The 14,923-nt window shown below is 69.1% G+C and carries 16 protein-coding genes; 5 read left to right on the plus strand and 11 right to left on the minus strand.

Annotation, left to right across the window (positions count from 1 at the left end):
* The first annotated feature begins 76 nt into the window (after positions 1–76).
* The 4 genes from tsaB (at position 77) to corA (ending at position 3,415) form a co-directional block, all read left to right on the plus strand.
* Positions 77–817 (plus strand): tRNA (adenosine(37)-N6)-threonylcarbamoyltransferase complex dimerization subunit type 1 TsaB, encoded by a 741-nt coding sequence (tsaB, locus tag ACUTR7_RS06870; protein WP_034398089.1) that lies wholly within the window; start codon positions 77–79, stop codon positions 815–817.
* Positions 814–1,338, plus strand: coding sequence for a ribosomal protein S18-alanine N-acetyltransferase (gene rimI / locus ACUTR7_RS06875; protein WP_013804496.1), 525 nt, complete (start codon positions 814–816; stop codon positions 1,336–1,338). The genes tsaB and rimI overlap by 4 nt, the downstream gene beginning before the upstream one ends.
* The gene (locus ACUTR7_RS06880; protein WP_445608431.1) at positions 1,329–2,255 is read left to right on the plus strand and encodes a uracil-DNA glycosylase family protein; all 927 of its coding nucleotides are present in this window, start codon (positions 1,329–1,331) and stop codon (positions 2,253–2,255) included. Before rimI ends, ACUTR7_RS06880 begins: the two co-directional genes overlap by 10 nt.
* Before the next feature lie 173 nt (positions 2,256–2,428).
* Positions 2,429–3,415 carry a magnesium/cobalt transporter CorA gene (gene corA / locus ACUTR7_RS06885; protein WP_013804498.1) on the plus strand — a complete coding sequence of 329 codons (987 nt, stop codon included), beginning with the start codon at positions 2,429–2,431 and terminating at the stop codon, positions 3,413–3,415.
* A 31-nt stretch (positions 3,416–3,446) separates the two neighbouring features.
* Here corA and ACUTR7_RS06890 read toward each other — a convergent pair whose 3' ends face one another.
* Genes ACUTR7_RS06890 through ACUTR7_RS06900 form a run of 3 tightly spaced genes read right to left on the minus strand, consistent with a single transcriptional unit; the run spans position 3,447 to position 5,677 of the window.
* A complete protein-coding gene (locus ACUTR7_RS06890) occupies positions 3,447–3,842 on the minus strand; it encodes a RidA family protein (RefSeq protein ID WP_043822535.1) in 396 nt (131 codons plus the stop codon).
* Positions 3,832–4,974, minus strand: coding sequence for a DSD1 family PLP-dependent enzyme (locus ACUTR7_RS06895; protein ID WP_445608432.1), 1,143 nt, complete (start codon positions 4,972–4,974; stop codon positions 3,832–3,834). The genes ACUTR7_RS06890 and ACUTR7_RS06895 overlap by 11 nt, the downstream gene beginning before the upstream one ends.
* Positions 4,975–5,002: 28 nt before the next feature.
* Entirely contained in the window at positions 5,003–5,677 is a 675-nt protein-coding gene (locus tag ACUTR7_RS06900; RefSeq protein WP_445608433.1) for an HAD family hydrolase, read from the minus strand.
* A 72-nt stretch (positions 5,678–5,749) separates the two neighbouring features.
* Between ACUTR7_RS06900 and ACUTR7_RS06905 the strand changes: the two genes are divergently transcribed.
* Positions 5,750–6,658, plus strand: coding sequence for a LysR family transcriptional regulator (locus ACUTR7_RS06905; RefSeq protein WP_445608434.1), 909 nt, complete (start codon positions 5,750–5,752; stop codon positions 6,656–6,658).
* A gap of 6 nt (positions 6,659–6,664) precedes the next feature.
* Here ACUTR7_RS06905 and ACUTR7_RS06910 read toward each other — a convergent pair whose 3' ends face one another.
* The 8 genes from ACUTR7_RS06910 to ACUTR7_RS06945 form a co-directional block, all read right to left on the minus strand.
* Positions 6,665–7,960: an MFS transporter gene (locus ACUTR7_RS06910; protein ID WP_445608435.1), complete on the minus strand. Its 1,296-nt coding sequence runs from the start codon at positions 7,958–7,960 to the stop codon at positions 6,665–6,667.
* Positions 7,961–7,989: 29 nt separating this feature from the next.
* A complete protein-coding gene (locus tag ACUTR7_RS06915; protein WP_445608436.1) occupies positions 7,990–9,057 on the minus strand; it encodes a porin in 1,068 nt (355 codons plus the stop codon).
* A 78-nt stretch (positions 9,058–9,135) separates the two neighbouring features.
* Positions 9,136–10,095, minus strand: coding sequence for a PDR/VanB family oxidoreductase (locus ACUTR7_RS06920; RefSeq protein WP_445608437.1), 960 nt, complete (start codon positions 10,093–10,095; stop codon positions 9,136–9,138).
* Positions 10,092–11,117 carry an aromatic ring-hydroxylating oxygenase subunit alpha gene (locus ACUTR7_RS06925; protein ID WP_012202896.1) on the minus strand — a complete coding sequence of 342 codons (1,026 nt, stop codon included), beginning with the start codon at positions 11,115–11,117 and terminating at the stop codon, positions 10,092–10,094. The genes ACUTR7_RS06920 and ACUTR7_RS06925 overlap by 4 nt, the downstream gene beginning before the upstream one ends.
* A gap of 24 nt (positions 11,118–11,141) precedes the next feature.
* Positions 11,142–11,363, minus strand: coding sequence for a recombinase-like helix-turn-helix domain-containing protein (locus ACUTR7_RS06930; RefSeq protein ID WP_012202895.1), 222 nt, complete (start codon positions 11,361–11,363; stop codon positions 11,142–11,144).
* A 38-nt stretch (positions 11,364–11,401) separates the two neighbouring features.
* Positions 11,402–12,379: a Bug family tripartite tricarboxylate transporter substrate binding protein gene (locus tag ACUTR7_RS06935; protein WP_013804505.1), complete on the minus strand. Its 978-nt coding sequence runs from the start codon at positions 12,377–12,379 to the stop codon at positions 11,402–11,404.
* 51 nt (positions 12,380–12,430) lie between these two features.
* Positions 12,431–13,405 (minus strand): VOC family protein, encoded by a 975-nt coding sequence (locus ACUTR7_RS06940; RefSeq protein WP_445608438.1) that lies wholly within the window; start codon positions 13,403–13,405, stop codon positions 12,431–12,433.
* Positions 13,406–13,417: 12 nt separating this feature from the next.
* A complete protein-coding gene (locus ACUTR7_RS06945) occupies positions 13,418–14,893 on the minus strand; it encodes an aldehyde dehydrogenase (protein WP_047217884.1) in 1,476 nt (491 codons plus the stop codon).
* Positions 14,894–14,923: the final 30 nt, after the last annotated feature.

The following is a 14,923-nucleotide window of genomic DNA, read 5'->3' on the forward strand; positions in this document are numbered from 1 at the left end:
CAGCCCTGCCGGGCGCGGGACGGGCGGGGCACCGATAATCCTGCACTTGCTGCGGCACCGCCGCCTGCCCCAAGCCATGAATCTTCTTGCCCTAGACACCAGTACCGACACCCTCTCCATCGCCGTGCAGCGCGGCGATGCCGTCTGGGAGCACAGCGGCCCCGGCGGTCCGCAGACCTCGACCGAGCTGATCCCCGCCATCCTGGCGCTGATGGCCCAGGCCGGCCTGGAATTCGCCGAGCTGCAGGCCATCGTCTTCGGCCGGGGTCCGGGCTCGTTCACGGGCCTGCGCACGGCCTGCTCCGTGGCCCAGGGGCTGGCCTTTGCCGCCCGCGTGCCCGTGCTGCCCATGGACAGCCTGCTGGCCGTGGCCGAGCAGGCCCGCATGCAATACGGCTGCACCGACCTCATCGCCGTGATCGATGCGCGCATGAACGAGGTCTACCACGCCGCCTACCACTGGAGCGACGGCCGCTGGAACGACATTGGCGAGCAAAGCGGCGACTTCGGCCTGTGCGCGCCCGAGGCCCTGCAACTGCCGCCCGGCACCGTGGTGGCCGGCAACGCCCTGGCCGCCTACGGCGAGCGCCTGGCGCCCCAGGCCAGCCACCTGGCCGCCCTGCCCACCGCCGCCGCCATGCTGCGCCTGGCCCCGGCCCTGCTGGCGGCCGACCGCGCCTTGCCGGCCGACCAGGCCCTGCCGCGCTACATCCGCGATAAAGTCGCGCAGACCACGGCCGAGCGGGAGGCTGCCAAGGCGGCCGCCGCGCTGGCCCTGGCCACGCCCACTCCAGAGGCCACCCCACCCGCACCATGAGCACGCACACGCCACAGCCCTCGCGGCCGCAGCCGCCCCTGACCGACGCTCCGGCGCCGGAGCGGGACAGCGTGCGCTTCGAGCCGCTGAACGTGCTGTCGCTCGACATGCTGCTGCCCGTGGAGCAGCAGGCCTACTCGCATCCCTGGTCCCGTGGCAACTTCATCGATGCCATGGCGGCCGGCAATGAAGCGCAGCTGCTGGTCGATGCGCGGGGCGAACTGGTGGGCTACTTCGTCGCCATGATCGTGCTCGACGAGGTCCACCTGCTCAACATCACCGTGGCCCCGTCGCGCCAGCGCCAGGGCTGGGCCCGCATTCTGCTGGACGCGCTGGCCCTGTGGGCGCGCCAGCGCAAGGCCCAATGGATCTGGCTGGAAGTGCGCGAGAGCAATGTCCGCGCACGCAGCATCTACGCCGCGCATGGCTACCAGGAGGTGGGCCTGCGCAAGAACTACTATCCCATGCACGACGGCCCGCGCGAGCATGCCGTGCTCATGAGCCTCAAGCTATGGCCCTGAATCTAGACACCCGCCAGCGGGCCATGCTGCACGCCATGGGCATCACCGTCTGGCTGCCCGAGCCCGAGACCGCACCCGCCGTGCTGTCCGAGGCCCTGGCTGCGCCCGCCGATGCGCCTGCAGCGGCGCCCCTGGCAGATCCGCCGGCGGCCCGCCCCGTGCCGCCGCCCGTGCAGGAGGCGCCCCCCCCGGCGCCTGCTGCACCGGCGCCTGTCGCCGCGCCAACGCCCGCACGCGTTCAGGTGCCTGTTCAGGCGCCGCCGCCTCCCGCACCCGTCATTCCCGAACGCGAACGCCCGCCGCGCCGCTACGTGCAGCAGCCCGTGGCCGGCGCCCCGGGGCTGGGCTGGCGGCTGGGCCCCGTGCGGCCCGTTTATGCGGCAACGCCGCCTGCCGGTGATGGCGGCGAAGGCGGCTGGCTGATCCTGCTGGAGCCGCCCGCCAACTCCCTGCCCCTGCCACCCGCCCAGCGCCCCGGCCCCGACTGCGCGCGCACCGCGCTGGAAGGCGACGCGGCCCGGCTGCTGGACAACATGCTGCGCGCGCTGAACCTGCAGGACCATCCGCGCCTGTACAGCGCCGCCCTGCACCGCGTGCAGCCTGCGGCCGAAGGACAGGAGGCGCCCGAGGTCCCGGCGCTGCAGCCATCGCTGGAGGCGCTGCTGCGCGATCTGCGCCCGGCCTGCGTGCTGGTGCTGGGCCTGGCCACGGCGCGTGCCGTGCTGCAGCGCCAGGAGGCGCTGGGCCGCCTGCGCGCCGAGCCGCACCGCATTGCGGGCGTGCCCGCCGTGGTCAGCTACGACCCCAACTACCTGCTGCGCGCGCCCCAGGCCAAGGCTGGCGCCTGGGCCGACCTGTGCCATGCCCAGGCTTTTGTGACAGGCCGCCAGATGCCCCCTGGAGCCGCTTCCGAATAGCGCAGCCGGCCCGCATGTTGCAGCGCAACGCTGCATAATCCAACGCTTTGCATCTTGGAGAAAGCTCCGTGGAAACCTACCCCAGTTGGTAGCTTTCAACTCCCGGTTGGCCTGTGGGGTTGAAAGCACCTCCGATACCCCGCACGCCTGAGAAGAACACCTGGAGTGAGCCTATGCTCAACATCTTTACGCTGGCCAATGGCCGCCTGGTTCAAGAAGAGATCGAGTCGCTGGAGGAGCTGTCCCGCTTCAAGCCGATCTGGGTGGACCTGGAGTCGCCCACGGTCGAGGAAAAGCGCTGGATCAAGCAGCACTACGAGCTGTCCATCCCCGAGGATGCGATGGACGACGACATCGAGGAATCCGCCCGCTTCTACGAAGAAGACAACGGCGAGCTGCACATCCGCAGCGACTTCCTGATCGACGATGACGAGGACCCGCGTTCGGTGCGCGTGGCCTTCATCGTCAACGAGCACAACAAGAACCTGCGCAGCTGCGGCGTATTGTTCTCCATCCACGACGAGGACGTGCCCGTCTTTCGCCTGCTGCGCATGCGCGCGCGCCGCGCGCCGGGCCTGATCGACGAGGCCAAGGACGTGCTGCTCAAGCTCTTCGACGCCGACGCCGAATACTCGGCCGACACGCTGGAGCGCATCTACGACGACCTCGAAAAAGCCAGCCAGATGGTGCTGTCCGGCGACGTGACCGACGACGTGGCCCGCGAGGTGCTGGGCGCCATTGCGCGCCAGGAAGACTTGAACGGCCGCATCCGCCGCAACGTCATGGACACGCGCCGCGCCGTCAGCTTCATGATGCGCTCCAAGATGCTCAATGCCGAGCAGTTCGAGGAAGCGCGCCAGATCCTGCGCGACATCGAATCGCTGGACAGCCACACGGCCTTCCTCTTCGACAAGATCAACTTCCTGATGGATGCCACGGTCGGCTTCATCAACATCAACCAGAACAAGATCATCAAGATCTTCTCGGTGGCCAGCGTGGCCCTGCTGCCACCCACGCTGATCGCCAGCGTCTACGGCATGAACTTCAAGTTCATGCCCGAGCTGGAATGGGAGTTCGGCTACGTCTACGTCATCGGGCTCATGGTGCTCAGCGCCGTGGGGCCCATGCTCTACTTCCGCAAGCGCGGCTGGCTGAAGTAGCGGCAGCCGGCCCCCTCGGGCCGGGCTTTCTTCAGGCCAGCGCCACGGCCTCGATCTCCACCTTCAACCCGAAATGCAGCGCCCCCGTGGGCACCACGGCGCGCGCGGGCCGGTGCGCGCCGGCCCAGTCCGCGTAGATGCGGTCGAAGGCCGGCCAGTGCGCCATGTCGTCCAGGTACACGCGCACCTGCAGCAGCCGCGGCACGCCGCTGCCGGCCAGCTCCAGCGCCGCTGCCAGGTTGGCCAGCGCCTGCCGGGCCTGGTCCTCGAAACCGGCATCCACCAGGCGCGTGCCGTCGGGCCGTATGGGCAGCTGCCCTGACACGAAGACCAGCCCCTGGCCCGTGGCCGTGTGGCTGTAGTGGCCGCCCGGCGCAGGCAGGTTCGGCGATGCATGGCGCAGATCGATCCCGTTTTCACCAGCCATGGAGCCGCTCCCAGGTTTGCACCGAGCCATCTGCCGCCAGCGCCTGGTAGGCCGGGAACTGCGCGCCCGTGGCGCAGGCATGGTTGGGCAGGATGCGCAGCCGCGTGCCCAGAGGAAAGCGCGTGGCGATGTCGGCCTCCGCCGCGCCATCGGCCCGGGCCAGAATGCCGTGCTCCTGGTTGGCGCCCGTGAGCACGAAGCCCGGCATCACCCGCCCCTGCAGGTCGCAGACCTGGCCGTAGCCGAAATCCTGTTTCTGCCGGGCCGTTCCGCGGTCGCGGCTCATGGCCATCCAGCCCGCATCCACGATGGCCCAGCCCTTGTCGGCCTGGTGGCCGATCACGGTGGCCAGCACCGACAACGCCACGTCCTCGGCCGTGCACACGCCGATGTTGCGCATCACCAGGTCGAAGAACACGTAGACGCCTGCGCGCACCTCGGTCACACCGTCCAGCCGGCTGGCCGCCAGCGCCGTGGGCGTGGAGCCCACGCTGACCACGGGGCACGGCAGGCCGGCCGCGCGCAGGGCCTCGGCGGCCTGCACGCAGCCGGCGCGCTCGCGCTCGGCCAGGGCCTGCAGCGCCTCGGGCGTGTCCAGCTCGTAGCTGGAGCCTGCATGCGTGAGCACGCCGCCCAGGCGCATGCCGCCATCGTGCAGCGTGCGGCCAATGGCCAGCAGCAGCGGCGTATCGTCTGCGCCCACGCCAGAGCGGTGGCCGTCGGTGTCGATCTCTATCCACACCTCGAAGGCCTCGCCCTGCTCGTGGCCGAACGCGGCAATGGCCTGGGCCGCCGCCACGCTGTCCACGATGAGCTTGAGGTCGCAGCCGCGCCGGCGCAGTTGCAGCGCATGCGGCAGGCGGTGCGGCGCCATGCTGACTGCATAGAGGATGTCGGTGGTGCCTGCCGCAAAGAACTGCTCGGCCTCCTTCAGGGTGGAGACCGTGATGCCCGAGGCCCCGGCCGCACGCTGCGCGGCGGCCACGGGCACGCTCTTGCTGGTCTTCACATGGGGGCGCAGGCGCACGCCCTGCGCGTCCATGCGCTGCTGCATGCGGGCGATGTTGCGCTGCATGCGGTCGAGGTCGATCACGGCAGCGGGCGTGTCCAGCGTCAAAAGAGTGTCTTGCATGGCGGCTCCTGAAAAAGACTTGGCACAGTCAGCGGCCTGCGGCAAAACCGCGCAGCCAGGGCAAGGCGGGGGTCAGCGTGGAAGCTTCAGCTTCGGCGGCAGGCGCTCCATCGGGCCGCGACAGACCCACGCGGTTGTGCCAGAAGGTGCGCAGGCCCACGGCCGAGGTGCCGAACAGGTCATAGCCCGATCCGGCCACAAAGGCGGCCTGGTCCGCAGGCAGCCCCAGCCGGTCCAGCGCCAGCTGGTAGGGCCGGGGGTCGGGCTTGTAGAAGCCTGCTGCTTCGGAGGTGACCACCACGTCCCAATCCACGCCCAGCAGCGCGGCGGCACGCTGACCCAGGCGTTCGGAGCAATTGGTCACCACGGCCAGGCGGCAGTGCGGGCGCAGGGCGGCCAGCAGCTCGCGCGCGCCATCCCAGGGCTGCAGCTGGTCCCATTGCGCCTCCAGCCGGTCGGTGGCCGAGGCGGGCAGGCCCCGGTTGCGGGCCGCCTCACGCACCAGGTCTTCATAGGGCTGGTAGGCGCCGCAGCCATAGGTCAGGCGCAGGTACTCGGCGCGCCAGTCGCGCCCTGCGGCCTCGCTGCCGGCAGCGCTGTTCCAAACCGTCCAGGAGTCGAGCAAGGCGGTCAGCAGGTCGAAAAGCACGGCACGGGGCCAGGCGGCGGCGGTCGGTTCCGTCAGTGGGGCTGGGGTGTTCATGGCCTGGAACTGTACGGATGGAACCTGTGCCCGTGGTTAAATCCGCCGTCATCAATCGTTAAGGCAAATTGAATGATTGCCATCGAAGACCTGCAGCTTGCCGCCGCCCTGCTGCGCGAAAGCTCGCTGAGCGCGGCGGCCCGTGCGCTCGATGTGACGCCGCCTGCCCTGTCCATGCGGCTGCGCCGGCTGGAGGCCGAACTGGGCCTGTCCCTGGCCAACCGCAGCGCGCGGCGCCTGGCGCTGACGCCCGAGGGCGACCGCTTCGCCCGCGAGGCCGTGCGGCTGCTGGGCCAGATCGAGGAGCTGCGCGACTCGCTGCACGGCGATGCCCGCCAGCTGGGTGGCACGCTACGCATTGCCGCGCCCTTTGGCTACGGGCGCAGCCGGCTGGCCCCGGCCCTGGTGCCCTTCACGCGCCAGCACCCGCAACTGAAACTGCAGCTGGACCTGCGCGAAACGCCTTTCCCCGACCGCCACGATGCCGACGCCGTGGTCCACATCGGCGTGGTGCGCGACTCCTCCTGGGTGGCGCGCGAGCTGGCCGCCAATGACCGCTGGCTGTGCGCCAGCCCCGACTACCTGCGCCGCCGCGGCACGCCCGCCACGCCGCGCGAATTGCTGGAGCACGCCTGCATCTGCATCCGCGAGAACGAGGAGGACGTGACGCTGTGGCACCTGCGCCCGGCCGCCAGCCGGCGCGCCGTGGACGGCCAGACCCTGCGCGTGACGCCGTCCTACGTCACCAACGATGGCGGCGTGGCCCGCCACTGGGCCGAGCAGGGTCTGGGCCTGGTGCTGCGTTCGCAATGGGACATGGAGCAGGCCGTTGCCGAGGGCCGGCTGGTGCGCGTGCTGCACGACTGGCATTTCGGCAGCGCGCCCGTCACCCTGCTGGTGCCCACGCGCAAGGGACGCACGGCGCGCGTGCAGGCCCTGGTGACGTTTCTGGAGCAGTGCGCCGCAGCGGGCGCGCTGTAGTGCAGCTCAGGCCGTGCGCGCGGACCTGTCCCGGGCATCGCTGGCACTGCCGGTGCCCTGGCCGCGCTCGCGCAGCCACAGCACCAGGCCGCAGACCATGACCACCAGCTGCGTGCCCACCAGCAGGCTGAAGCCTGCGACGAACCCGCCACCGGCCGAATGCGAGGTCCAGCCGATGACGGCCCCCATGAGCGCAGGCATGAAGCCCGCCACCAGGGTCGCCGTGCCGTTGACGACGCCGTAGGCGCTGGCCACATGCTCGGGCCGCGCGCAGTACTGCACGGTGCTGGGAATGGCCGGGCTCATCAGGCCCCAGCAGAAATTGGCGGCGATCAGGCAGTAGGCCGCCGCGTAGCGGTCTTCCATGTGGATGGCCAGCCAGATGGCCAGCGCCAGGCCCAGGCTGCCGCCGACGAAGATCAGCGGCACCTGGCGGCGCGGCAGGCGGTCGATGACGATGCCGCCGACCAGCACGGCCAATACCGTGGCGTACTGCGGCAGCGAGGCCAGCCAGCCCATCTCGCGCAGCGAAAAGCCGCGCGATTCCAGATAGGCCGGCAGCCAGTTGCTGCTGCCCCAGAGGTAGGAGAAGAAGGCCGCCGACAGCACGGCCACCAGCACCAGATAGCGCGTGTGCATGGCGCCGCGCACGATCTGCCCGACCTGGCCCACGGCCTCGCCCAGCGAGCGCGGGCGCGGCATGCCGGTGTCCACGCGGGGCATGCGGATGAAGGCCAGCACCAGCGGGATGCCGATGGCCACATTGATCAGGCCCAGCACGTGGAACGAGGTCTGCCAGTCATGGCCGACCACCAGGTAGCCGATCAGCGGGTAGCCCACCGCCAGCCCCAGGCCCGTGCCCATGTTCACGAAGGAGTTGGGCAGGCCGTTCTCGTGGCTCTGGAAATGCGCCTTGATGTAGCTGCCCGCCAGCGAGTACAGCGGCCCTTCGGAGATGCCCAGCAGGATGCGCGAGGCCAGCAGCAGGCCATAGCTGTTCATGGCCGGGGACAGAAAGGACACGGCGCCCCACAGCAGCAGGCCGACCACCAGGCTTCGGCGCACGCCGAAGAGCGCCGCGCAAAACGGCGTCAACACGAAGGAAGAAACGCCGTAGCCCACCATGAAGGCCGTGGCCAGCAGGCCCTGGCGCGTGCGGTCGTCGTGCGTCAGCCCGATGTGGTCCAGAAATCCCTGGTCGAGGATGAGGATCGAAAGGTTGATCCGGTCCACATAGGAGATGGCGACGATGATGAAGAGGCTGATCACCCCCCACCAGCGGGCCGCACGCATATCTTTCATGGCAAGTCTCTATCGCCCGATGGGCTGTATCAGAAGAAGTGGCGCACGCCCACCTCGAAGCCGGAGGAGCGGCCGCCCAGCGTGGTGCCCGGGGCCGACAGGCCCTGCACGCCGATGGACTTGGCCGCGCCGTCCTTGTTCTTGAGGAAGGCCACCGTGCCGTAGACCTGGGTGCGCTTGGACAGGTTGTGCCCGTAGCCCACGCTGATCTTGTTCCAGTCGGCATTGCTGCCGTCGGTGTTGTAGTGGCCGTAGGAGGCCTTGAACTCGCCCATGCCCAGGGGCGCGGTCACGCCCAGCTGCAGGGCGGTGACCTTGAGGGCGCCGCGCTTTTCGCTGGCCCACAGCAGCATGGGCTTGGCCACGCCGAAGTCCCAGCTCAGGCCCACGTTGCTGGCCGTGAGGTTGGTCGCATCGCTGTCGCCATAGAACTTGCCCGTGGCCAGCGCGCCGTTGAAGGGGCCCTGGCGGTAGCCGAAGCGCAGGCCGCGGTAGTCGCCCTGGTTCTTGTTGGGCGCGCTGCGCGCCTGCTCGCCCATGGCCACCTGCACCTGGCCGTAGAAGCCGCCCAGGTTCTGCGGCAGGAAGTAGCTGACCGCGTTGCTGATCTGGATGGGCGCGCCGCCCGTGGCCGTGCCCGTGCCGGGAATGCCCAGCATGGTGAAGCCCATGGTGCCGCCCACGCCGTTGGTGAGGAAGGGGTCGAAGATCAGCGTGCTCAGGAAGGTGGCCGAGTCATCGCGGCCCAGGCGCACTTCGCCGAAGTCGCCCGACAGGCTCACGGTGGAGCGGCGGTTGAAGCTCAGGCCGCCACCGCTGGCCTTGCCCGAGCCGCTGTCCACGTCCATGCCCGCCTCCAGCCAGAAGCCCGCACGCAGGCCGCCGCCCAGCTCTTCCGTGCCGCGAAAGCCGATGCGGCTGATGTTGGCGCCGCCCGTGGACAGGCCGGTCTTGGAGGGGCCGGAGCCGTTCAGGTGCGTGACGCCGACATCGACGACGCCGAAGATCTCGACCTTGGACTGCGCCGAAGCGGCACCGGGCAAGGACGCCAGGCAGGCTAGCGCCACGCCCAGCATGGGCGTATGGATGGTTTTCATGGGGTTGTCTCCTCTGGGGGTGGTGGCTTGGGGGGCTTGGGGGTGGTGGGTTGTTGCCGTGCAGGTCTGATTGCCTGCTCAGATATCGAGCACTAAACGTTCGCTCTTGCAGCCGGAAACGCAGACCATCATCACTTTGTTGCTGGCCTTTTCCTTGGGGCTGAGCACCGAGTCGCGGTGGTCCGGAATGCCTTCGAGCACGCGCGTCTCGCAGGAGCCGCAGACGCCTTCGCAGCAGCTGTGGTCCATCTGGATGCCGGCATCCAGCAGGGTGTCGAGCAGCGACTTCTCGGGCGTGATCTCGATGAAGCGGCCGCTGCGCTTGAGCTCCACCGTGTAGTTGCTGCGCGCGTCATCGGCGGCCTTGACCTCCACGGGCGTGAAGCGCTCGACGTGGGCGTTGGCGTGGCCCAGCTCGGCGCAGAACTTCTCGAAGGCGTCCAGCATGGGCGTGGGGCCGCAGGCGTAGTGGTGCGTGCCCGCGTCGGGCTGCCGTTGGGCCAGCAGCGCGCGCAGGTCGGGCGGGCCGCCGGCCTCGCTGTCGAAGTGCAGGTGCAGCGGCATGCCCAGCGCCTGCAGCTCTTCCAGGAAGGCCGCGCCCTTGCGCTCGCGGGCGAAGTACAGCATCTCGAACGAGCGGCCCTGGCCCTTGAGCCGGCGCGCCATGCACAGCAGCGGCGTGATGCCGATGCCGCCGGCCACCAGCACGGTGTGCGCGGCGCTTTCGTCCAGCGCGAAATGGTTGCGCGGCTCGGAGATGGTGATGGGCATGCCCACGCGCAGCGACTCGTGCACGCAGCGCGAGCCGCCGCGGCTGGCGCGGTCGCGCAGCACGCCGACCACGTAGCGGTGGCGCTCATCGCTGGGGTTGCTCAGCGAGTAGCTGCGCACCAGGCCGTTGGGCAGGTGCAGATCGATGTGCGAGCCCGGCGTGAAGGCGGGAAGCTCCCCGCCCGCCACGGGCCGCAGGTCCACGCTGATGGTGTCCTGGGCCTCGAAGCGCAGCGTGTGCACGAAGGCCTGGAGGTTGGTGCTCATGATGCGGCGCCTTCGTCGATCTGCTCCTGGGCCAGGCGGCGCAGGTGGCGGCGCAGGCGCACCAGGCCGATGTCGTGCTGGTAGAGGTTCTCGCGCTCGTTGGCGTCCAGCTCCATCTGCTCCATCATGATCCGGTCCTGCTCCAGCACGGCCCAGTGGCGCGCCTCCAGGCGGTTGCGGTACAGGAAGCGCCAGGTGTCGCGCATCCAGCCCTGCACCTTGCGGCAGCGCCAGAAGAACACGGCGCACAGGTCGGCGCTGATGGGCGTGACGCAGGCCACGATGGCGAAGTTGCCGCCGGGGCCACCGGTCTTGGGGTACGGAATCTCCAGGCGCATCCAGTGCACGCCCGTGCTGCCCCACTCGGTCCAGTCGAAGTTCACGCCGCGCTGGCCCACCTTCTCGAAGACGAAGCCGTCATCGGTCTCGCGCACCTGGAACGTGGCCTTGCTGTCGCCCTCGGCCATGGAGTGCGACTGCTTGTGCAGGAAGGTGCCGTGCATGGGGTCCATGACGTTGTCCAGCGCATAGCGGTAGTCGCTGCGCCACTCGGCATAGCACAGGAAGTTGGAGTACTCGGGCGAGGTCAGCTCCTCGGGCAGCGTGAACTCGGGCGCCTCGTCAACGGCCTTGTCGCTGTTGTAGAGAAAGATGGCGCCATGCGCCTCGCGCGCATGGAAGGCCAGCGCCGCGCGCGAGCCTTCGAGCTTGCAGCCGGGGCTGCCGGGCACCTTGGTCACCGTGCCGTCGCCGCGCACTTCCACGCCGTGGTAGGGGCAGGCCAGGCGGTCGCCCAGGATCACGCCCTGCGACAGCGGCGCGCCGCGGTGCGGGCAATGGTCTTCCAGCGCGTGGACCTGGCCGGCGGCATCGCGCCACAGCGCGATCTTGCGGCCGAAGCGGCGCACCGACACGGGCTGGGTCTTCACGAAGTCCGAGGGGCAGACCGCGTACCAGAGGTTCTTCAGGCCTTTGTTGAGCAGGCCGTCCACCGGATCGATGGTGATGGTTTGTACGTTCATGGGGCTCTCCAGTCCTGCTCGGTATCAATAGCCCAGCCGCGCCATCAGCGCCTGGAAGCTGTCTTCGGTCCAGGCCTGGCCGTTTTCGCCGGCGGGGCCGCTGCGGTTGAGATAGGCCACCAGTTCGGGCAGGGTCTGCACGCCTTCGCCGAAGGCGCGTTCGATGGAATCGCCCAGCAGGTCTTCCATCAGGGTGGGGGCACGTTCGCGCGCCTGGTGCGGCTCGAGATAGCGATCAGCGGCCATGGTTCTCTCCTTCGAAAACTGTCTTGTGTGGGGGGTGCTCAATCAGCCCTGATATCCAGGTCTTTGATGAGCTTGCCGAAGCGGTTGAAGTCCGCTGCATTGGTCTTCTCAAGCCTCGCGGGCTCGCCGCCTGCTGGCAGCGCGCCGAAGGTGGCCATCTTGGAGACCACGTCGGGCATCTTCAGGATCTCGTTGAGGTGCGTGTTCAGCAGCTTCACGGTCTCGGGCGACATGCCCTTGGGACCGAACAGGCCCTGCCATGCGGACACTTCCACGTCCTTGACGCCCAGCTCGGCCAGGGTGGGCACATTGGGGGCCAGCGCGCTGCGCTGGCTGTCGGCCACGGCCAGGGCGGTGACCTTGCCGCCGATGTAGGGCGCAATCGGGCCCCAGGTCATGAAGGTCGTGGGCACATGGCCGCCGATCAGGTCGTTGACGGCAGGCGCCACGCCCTTGTAGGGAATGTGGGCGATGCGCGTGCCGGCGGCACGGTTGAACATCTCGCCCAGGATGTGCATGGGCGAGCCGCTGCCGGGGCTGGCGTAGGTCAGGCCGTCGCGCTTGCCCTGGGCGATCAGGGTCTTCATGTCCTTGATGCCCGAGGCCTGGTTGGTGGCCACGAACATGGGCTGCACGCTGGTCTGCACGATAGGCGTGAAGCCGTGCAGCACGTCGTAGCTGGAGCCCGAGGCCGTCTTGAGCACGAATTGCGCGATGGCGAAGGTATTGGGCGCCAGCAGCAGCGTGTAGCCGTCCGGCGCGGCCTTGGCCACATGCACGCTGCCGATGGTGCCGCTGGCACCGGGGCGGTTGTCCACCAGCACGGGCTGGCCCAGGCGCGTGGACAGCTTCTCGGCATACAGGCGCGCCATGGCATCGGTGTCGCCACCGGCCGGATAGGCCACGATGATGGTGATGGGCTTGGCCGGATAGGCCTGGGCCATCGCGGTGCCGGACAGCGTGGCTGCAGCCAGGAATGCAGCGGCAAGAGAAACCTGGCGACGTGTCTTGTTCATGGTGGGGGCCGTGGGGTGGTTGGGTTGTGGGGTGAGCCGTCAGGCGCGGTCTCAATGCCGCTTGTCGGTGATGAATTTCCCGTCGCTGGTACCCACGCCCTTTTGGCGCCGGGTGTTGCCGTCGATGCCGCCATCGATGGCCCATTCGGCAAACACCGTGGGACCGGGCTCGAACTCGCGCGGCTGCCAGTCGGCGGTGAGCTGGTCCTCGTCGGCGTAGTACTCGACCAGAGCGCCGGCCGGATTGCGGAAGTACCAGAAATAGGCCGAGGACACGGGATGGCGGCCCGGGCCCAGCTGGGTGTCCCAGCCGCAGCGCGAGATGTGCATGCCGCCGCCGAAGACCTCGTGGATGTCGCGCACCGTGAAGGCCACGTGGTTCAGGCCCGCGTCCTTGGCGGGGCGCTGCAGCAGGAAGATGTCGTGGTGGCCGCCGTCGGGTGCGCAGCGCAGGAAGGCGCCGCGCTCGGGGTAGCGGTCCGAGGCCGCGAAGCCGAAGTTGTCCACGTAGAAGCGCTCGCAGGCCTGCACGTCCTTCACGAAGAACACCACATGGCCGACCTCGATGGGCTGGGCGCGCTCGTAGGCCGGGCTGGCCTGGTTGACGCGGTCCTTGCGGTTCCAGGTGTTGTAGGCGGCGCCTTGCACATCCACATCACGCTTTTGCGTGACCTGCAGGCGCACGGACAGGCCGTTGGGGTCGGTGCAGCCTATGCGCCCCTGGCCCGGGCCCTGGCCCTGTGTGAAGCCCGGCAGCGCGGCAATGCGGCTGGCGTACAGCGCAAGGTCCGCCTCGCTTTCCACACCCCAGACCACTTCGCGCAGCGTGGGGCCGGCCTCGATGGCGGGCGGCAGATCGGGATGGTCCGCGGCGGCCACGATCACGCGGCAGCCGTTGAGGGTCTCGAACACCAGCCGGTCGTCCGCTTCCTGCACCAGCGCCAGGCCCCAGTCCAGGAAGAAGCGGCGGCAGGTAGCCAGGTCGTCCGCGCCGTAGGTGATTTCGTCTATGCCCAGTACGCTCATGTCGATTCCCTTTCAGTTCGCCCAGGCCAAAGGCTGGTCGTTCAAGCCCCAGTACATGCTCTTTTGCTCCATGTACTGCTGTATGCCCAGCCGTCCCTTCTCGCGGCCCAGGCCGCTGTCGCGCCAGCCGCCGAAGGGTGTGGAGATGGAGAACTGCTTGTAGGTGTTGATCCAGACGGTGCCGGCCTGCACGGCGCGGCCAATGCGCCAGGCGCTCTTGTAGTCGCGCGTCCAGATGCCGGCGGCCAGCGCGTAGACGCTGTCGTTGGCCTGGGCGAGCAGGTCGTCCTCGTTGTCGAAGGGCATGGCCACGAGCACGGGGCCGAAGATTTCCTGCTGGCAGATCTGCCAGTCGTTCTTCACGCCGTCGATGATGGTCGGGCGGTAGTAGTAGCCGCGCTCGAACTGCGCGCCCTCGGGCCGCTGGCCGCCCGTGAGCAGCCGGCCGCCCTCGGACAGGCCCAGGGCCACATAGCTCTCTATGGATTCGCGGTGCTTGGCGGTGATCAGCGGGCCCATCTGCGTGCGCTCGTCGGCGGGGTCGCCCACCTGCAGCGCGGCGGCCTTGGCCGTGAGGCGCTGCATGAATTCGGCATGCAGGCTGCGTGCCACGAACAGGCGCGAGCCCGCAATGCACGACTCGCCCGAGGAGCTGAAGATGCCGTAGAGCACGCCGTTGACGGCATGGTCGATGTCGGCATCGGCCAGCACCATGGTGGCCGACTTGCCGCCCAGCTCCAGCGAGACCGGCATCATCTTGTCGGCCGCGATGTGGGCGATGTGCTTGCCCGTGGACGTGCCGCCCGTGAACGACACGCGCTTGACCAGCGGGTGCTTGGTGATGGCGTCGCCGATCACCGAGCCACGGCCCGGCAGCACGCTGACCAGGCCCTTGGGCACGCCGGCCTCTTCGCAGATCTTCGCCAGCTCCAGCGCCAGCAGCGGCGTGGCCTCGGCGGGCTTGACGACCACGGCGTTGCCGGCGGCCAGCGCGGGCGCCAGCTTTTGCGCCTCGCTGGCGATCGGCGAGTTCCACGGCGTGATGGCCGCCACCACGCCCATGGGCTCGTACACGCTCATGGTCATGAAGTCGCCGCGCGAGGGCGTGATGGTTTCCTCCATGGTCTCGCAGGCGGCTGCAAAGAACTGGAAGGTGGCGGCGGCGCTGGCCACCAGCATGCGTGTTTCCTTGATGGGCTTGCCGTTGTCCAGGCGCTGCAGCTGGGCCAGGGGCTCGGCGCGCTCGCGGATCAGCTGGGCCACGCGGTGCAGCACGGCCGCGCGTTCATGGGGCTTTTTCTGGGCCCAGCCGCTGGTGCGGAAGGCGTGGTCGGCCTTCTGGATGGCCTCCTCCACATCCTCCAGGCTGGGCGCTCGCAGGCGGCCCACCACTTCGCCGGTGGCGGGATAGAGCGTGGTGGATTCGCCACCGCCGCCCAGGCGCCATTCGCCGGCGATATTGATGGGGAGCAGTTCCAGGTTCGACATGGTGAGCCTCTCTCGTTCGTTCGAATCCAG

Source organism: Delftia sp. NA_296.1 (assembly GCF_052692095.1).

Excerpts from the sequence above, each read along its gene's own strand:
- rimI (WP_013804496.1), top strand. The coding sequence starts at position 814 with ATGAGCACGCACACGCCACAGCCCTCGCGGCCGCAGCCGCCCCTGACC.
- ACUTR7_RS06915 (WP_445608436.1), bottom strand. The coding sequence starts at position 9,057 with ATGAAAACCATCCATACGCCCATGCTGGGCGTGGCGCTAGCCTGCCTG.
- corA (WP_013804498.1), top strand. The coding sequence starts at position 2,429 with ATGCTCAACATCTTTACGCTGGCCAATGGCCGCCTGGTTCAAGAAGAG.
- ACUTR7_RS06925 (WP_012202896.1), bottom strand. The coding sequence starts at position 11,117 with ATGAACGTACAAACCATCACCATCGATCCGGTGGACGGCCTGCTCAAC.
- tsaB (WP_034398089.1), top strand. The coding sequence starts at position 77 with ATGAATCTTCTTGCCCTAGACACCAGTACCGACACCCTCTCCATCGCC.
- ACUTR7_RS06890 (WP_043822535.1), bottom strand. The coding sequence starts at position 3,842 with ATGGCTGGTGAAAACGGGATCGATCTGCGCCATGCATCGCCGAACCTG.
- ACUTR7_RS06930 (WP_012202895.1), bottom strand. The coding sequence starts at position 11,363 with ATGGCCGCTGATCGCTATCTCGAGCCGCACCAGGCGCGCGAACGTGCC.
- ACUTR7_RS06945 (WP_047217884.1), bottom strand. The coding sequence starts at position 14,893 with ATGTCGAACCTGGAACTGCTCCCCATCAATATCGCCGGCGAATGGCGC.
- ACUTR7_RS06910 (WP_445608435.1), bottom strand. The coding sequence starts at position 7,960 with ATGAAAGATATGCGTGCGGCCCGCTGGTGGGGGGTGATCAGCCTCTTC.
- ACUTR7_RS06920 (WP_445608437.1), bottom strand. The coding sequence starts at position 10,095 with ATGAGCACCAACCTCCAGGCCTTCGTGCACACGCTGCGCTTCGAGGCC.
- ACUTR7_RS06905 (WP_445608434.1), top strand. The coding sequence starts at position 5,750 with ATGATTGCCATCGAAGACCTGCAGCTTGCCGCCGCCCTGCTGCGCGAA.
- ACUTR7_RS06900 (WP_445608433.1), bottom strand. The coding sequence starts at position 5,677 with ATGAACACCCCAGCCCCACTGACGGAACCGACCGCCGCCGCCTGGCCC.
- ACUTR7_RS06880 (WP_445608431.1), top strand. The coding sequence starts at position 1,329 with ATGGCCCTGAATCTAGACACCCGCCAGCGGGCCATGCTGCACGCCATG.
- ACUTR7_RS06940 (WP_445608438.1), bottom strand. The coding sequence starts at position 13,405 with ATGAGCGTACTGGGCATAGACGAAATCACCTACGGCGCGGACGACCTG.
- ACUTR7_RS06935 (WP_013804505.1), bottom strand. The coding sequence starts at position 12,379 with ATGAACAAGACACGTCGCCAGGTTTCTCTTGCCGCTGCATTCCTGGCT.
- ACUTR7_RS06895 (WP_445608432.1), bottom strand. The coding sequence starts at position 4,974 with ATGCAAGACACTCTTTTGACGCTGGACACGCCCGCTGCCGTGATCGAC.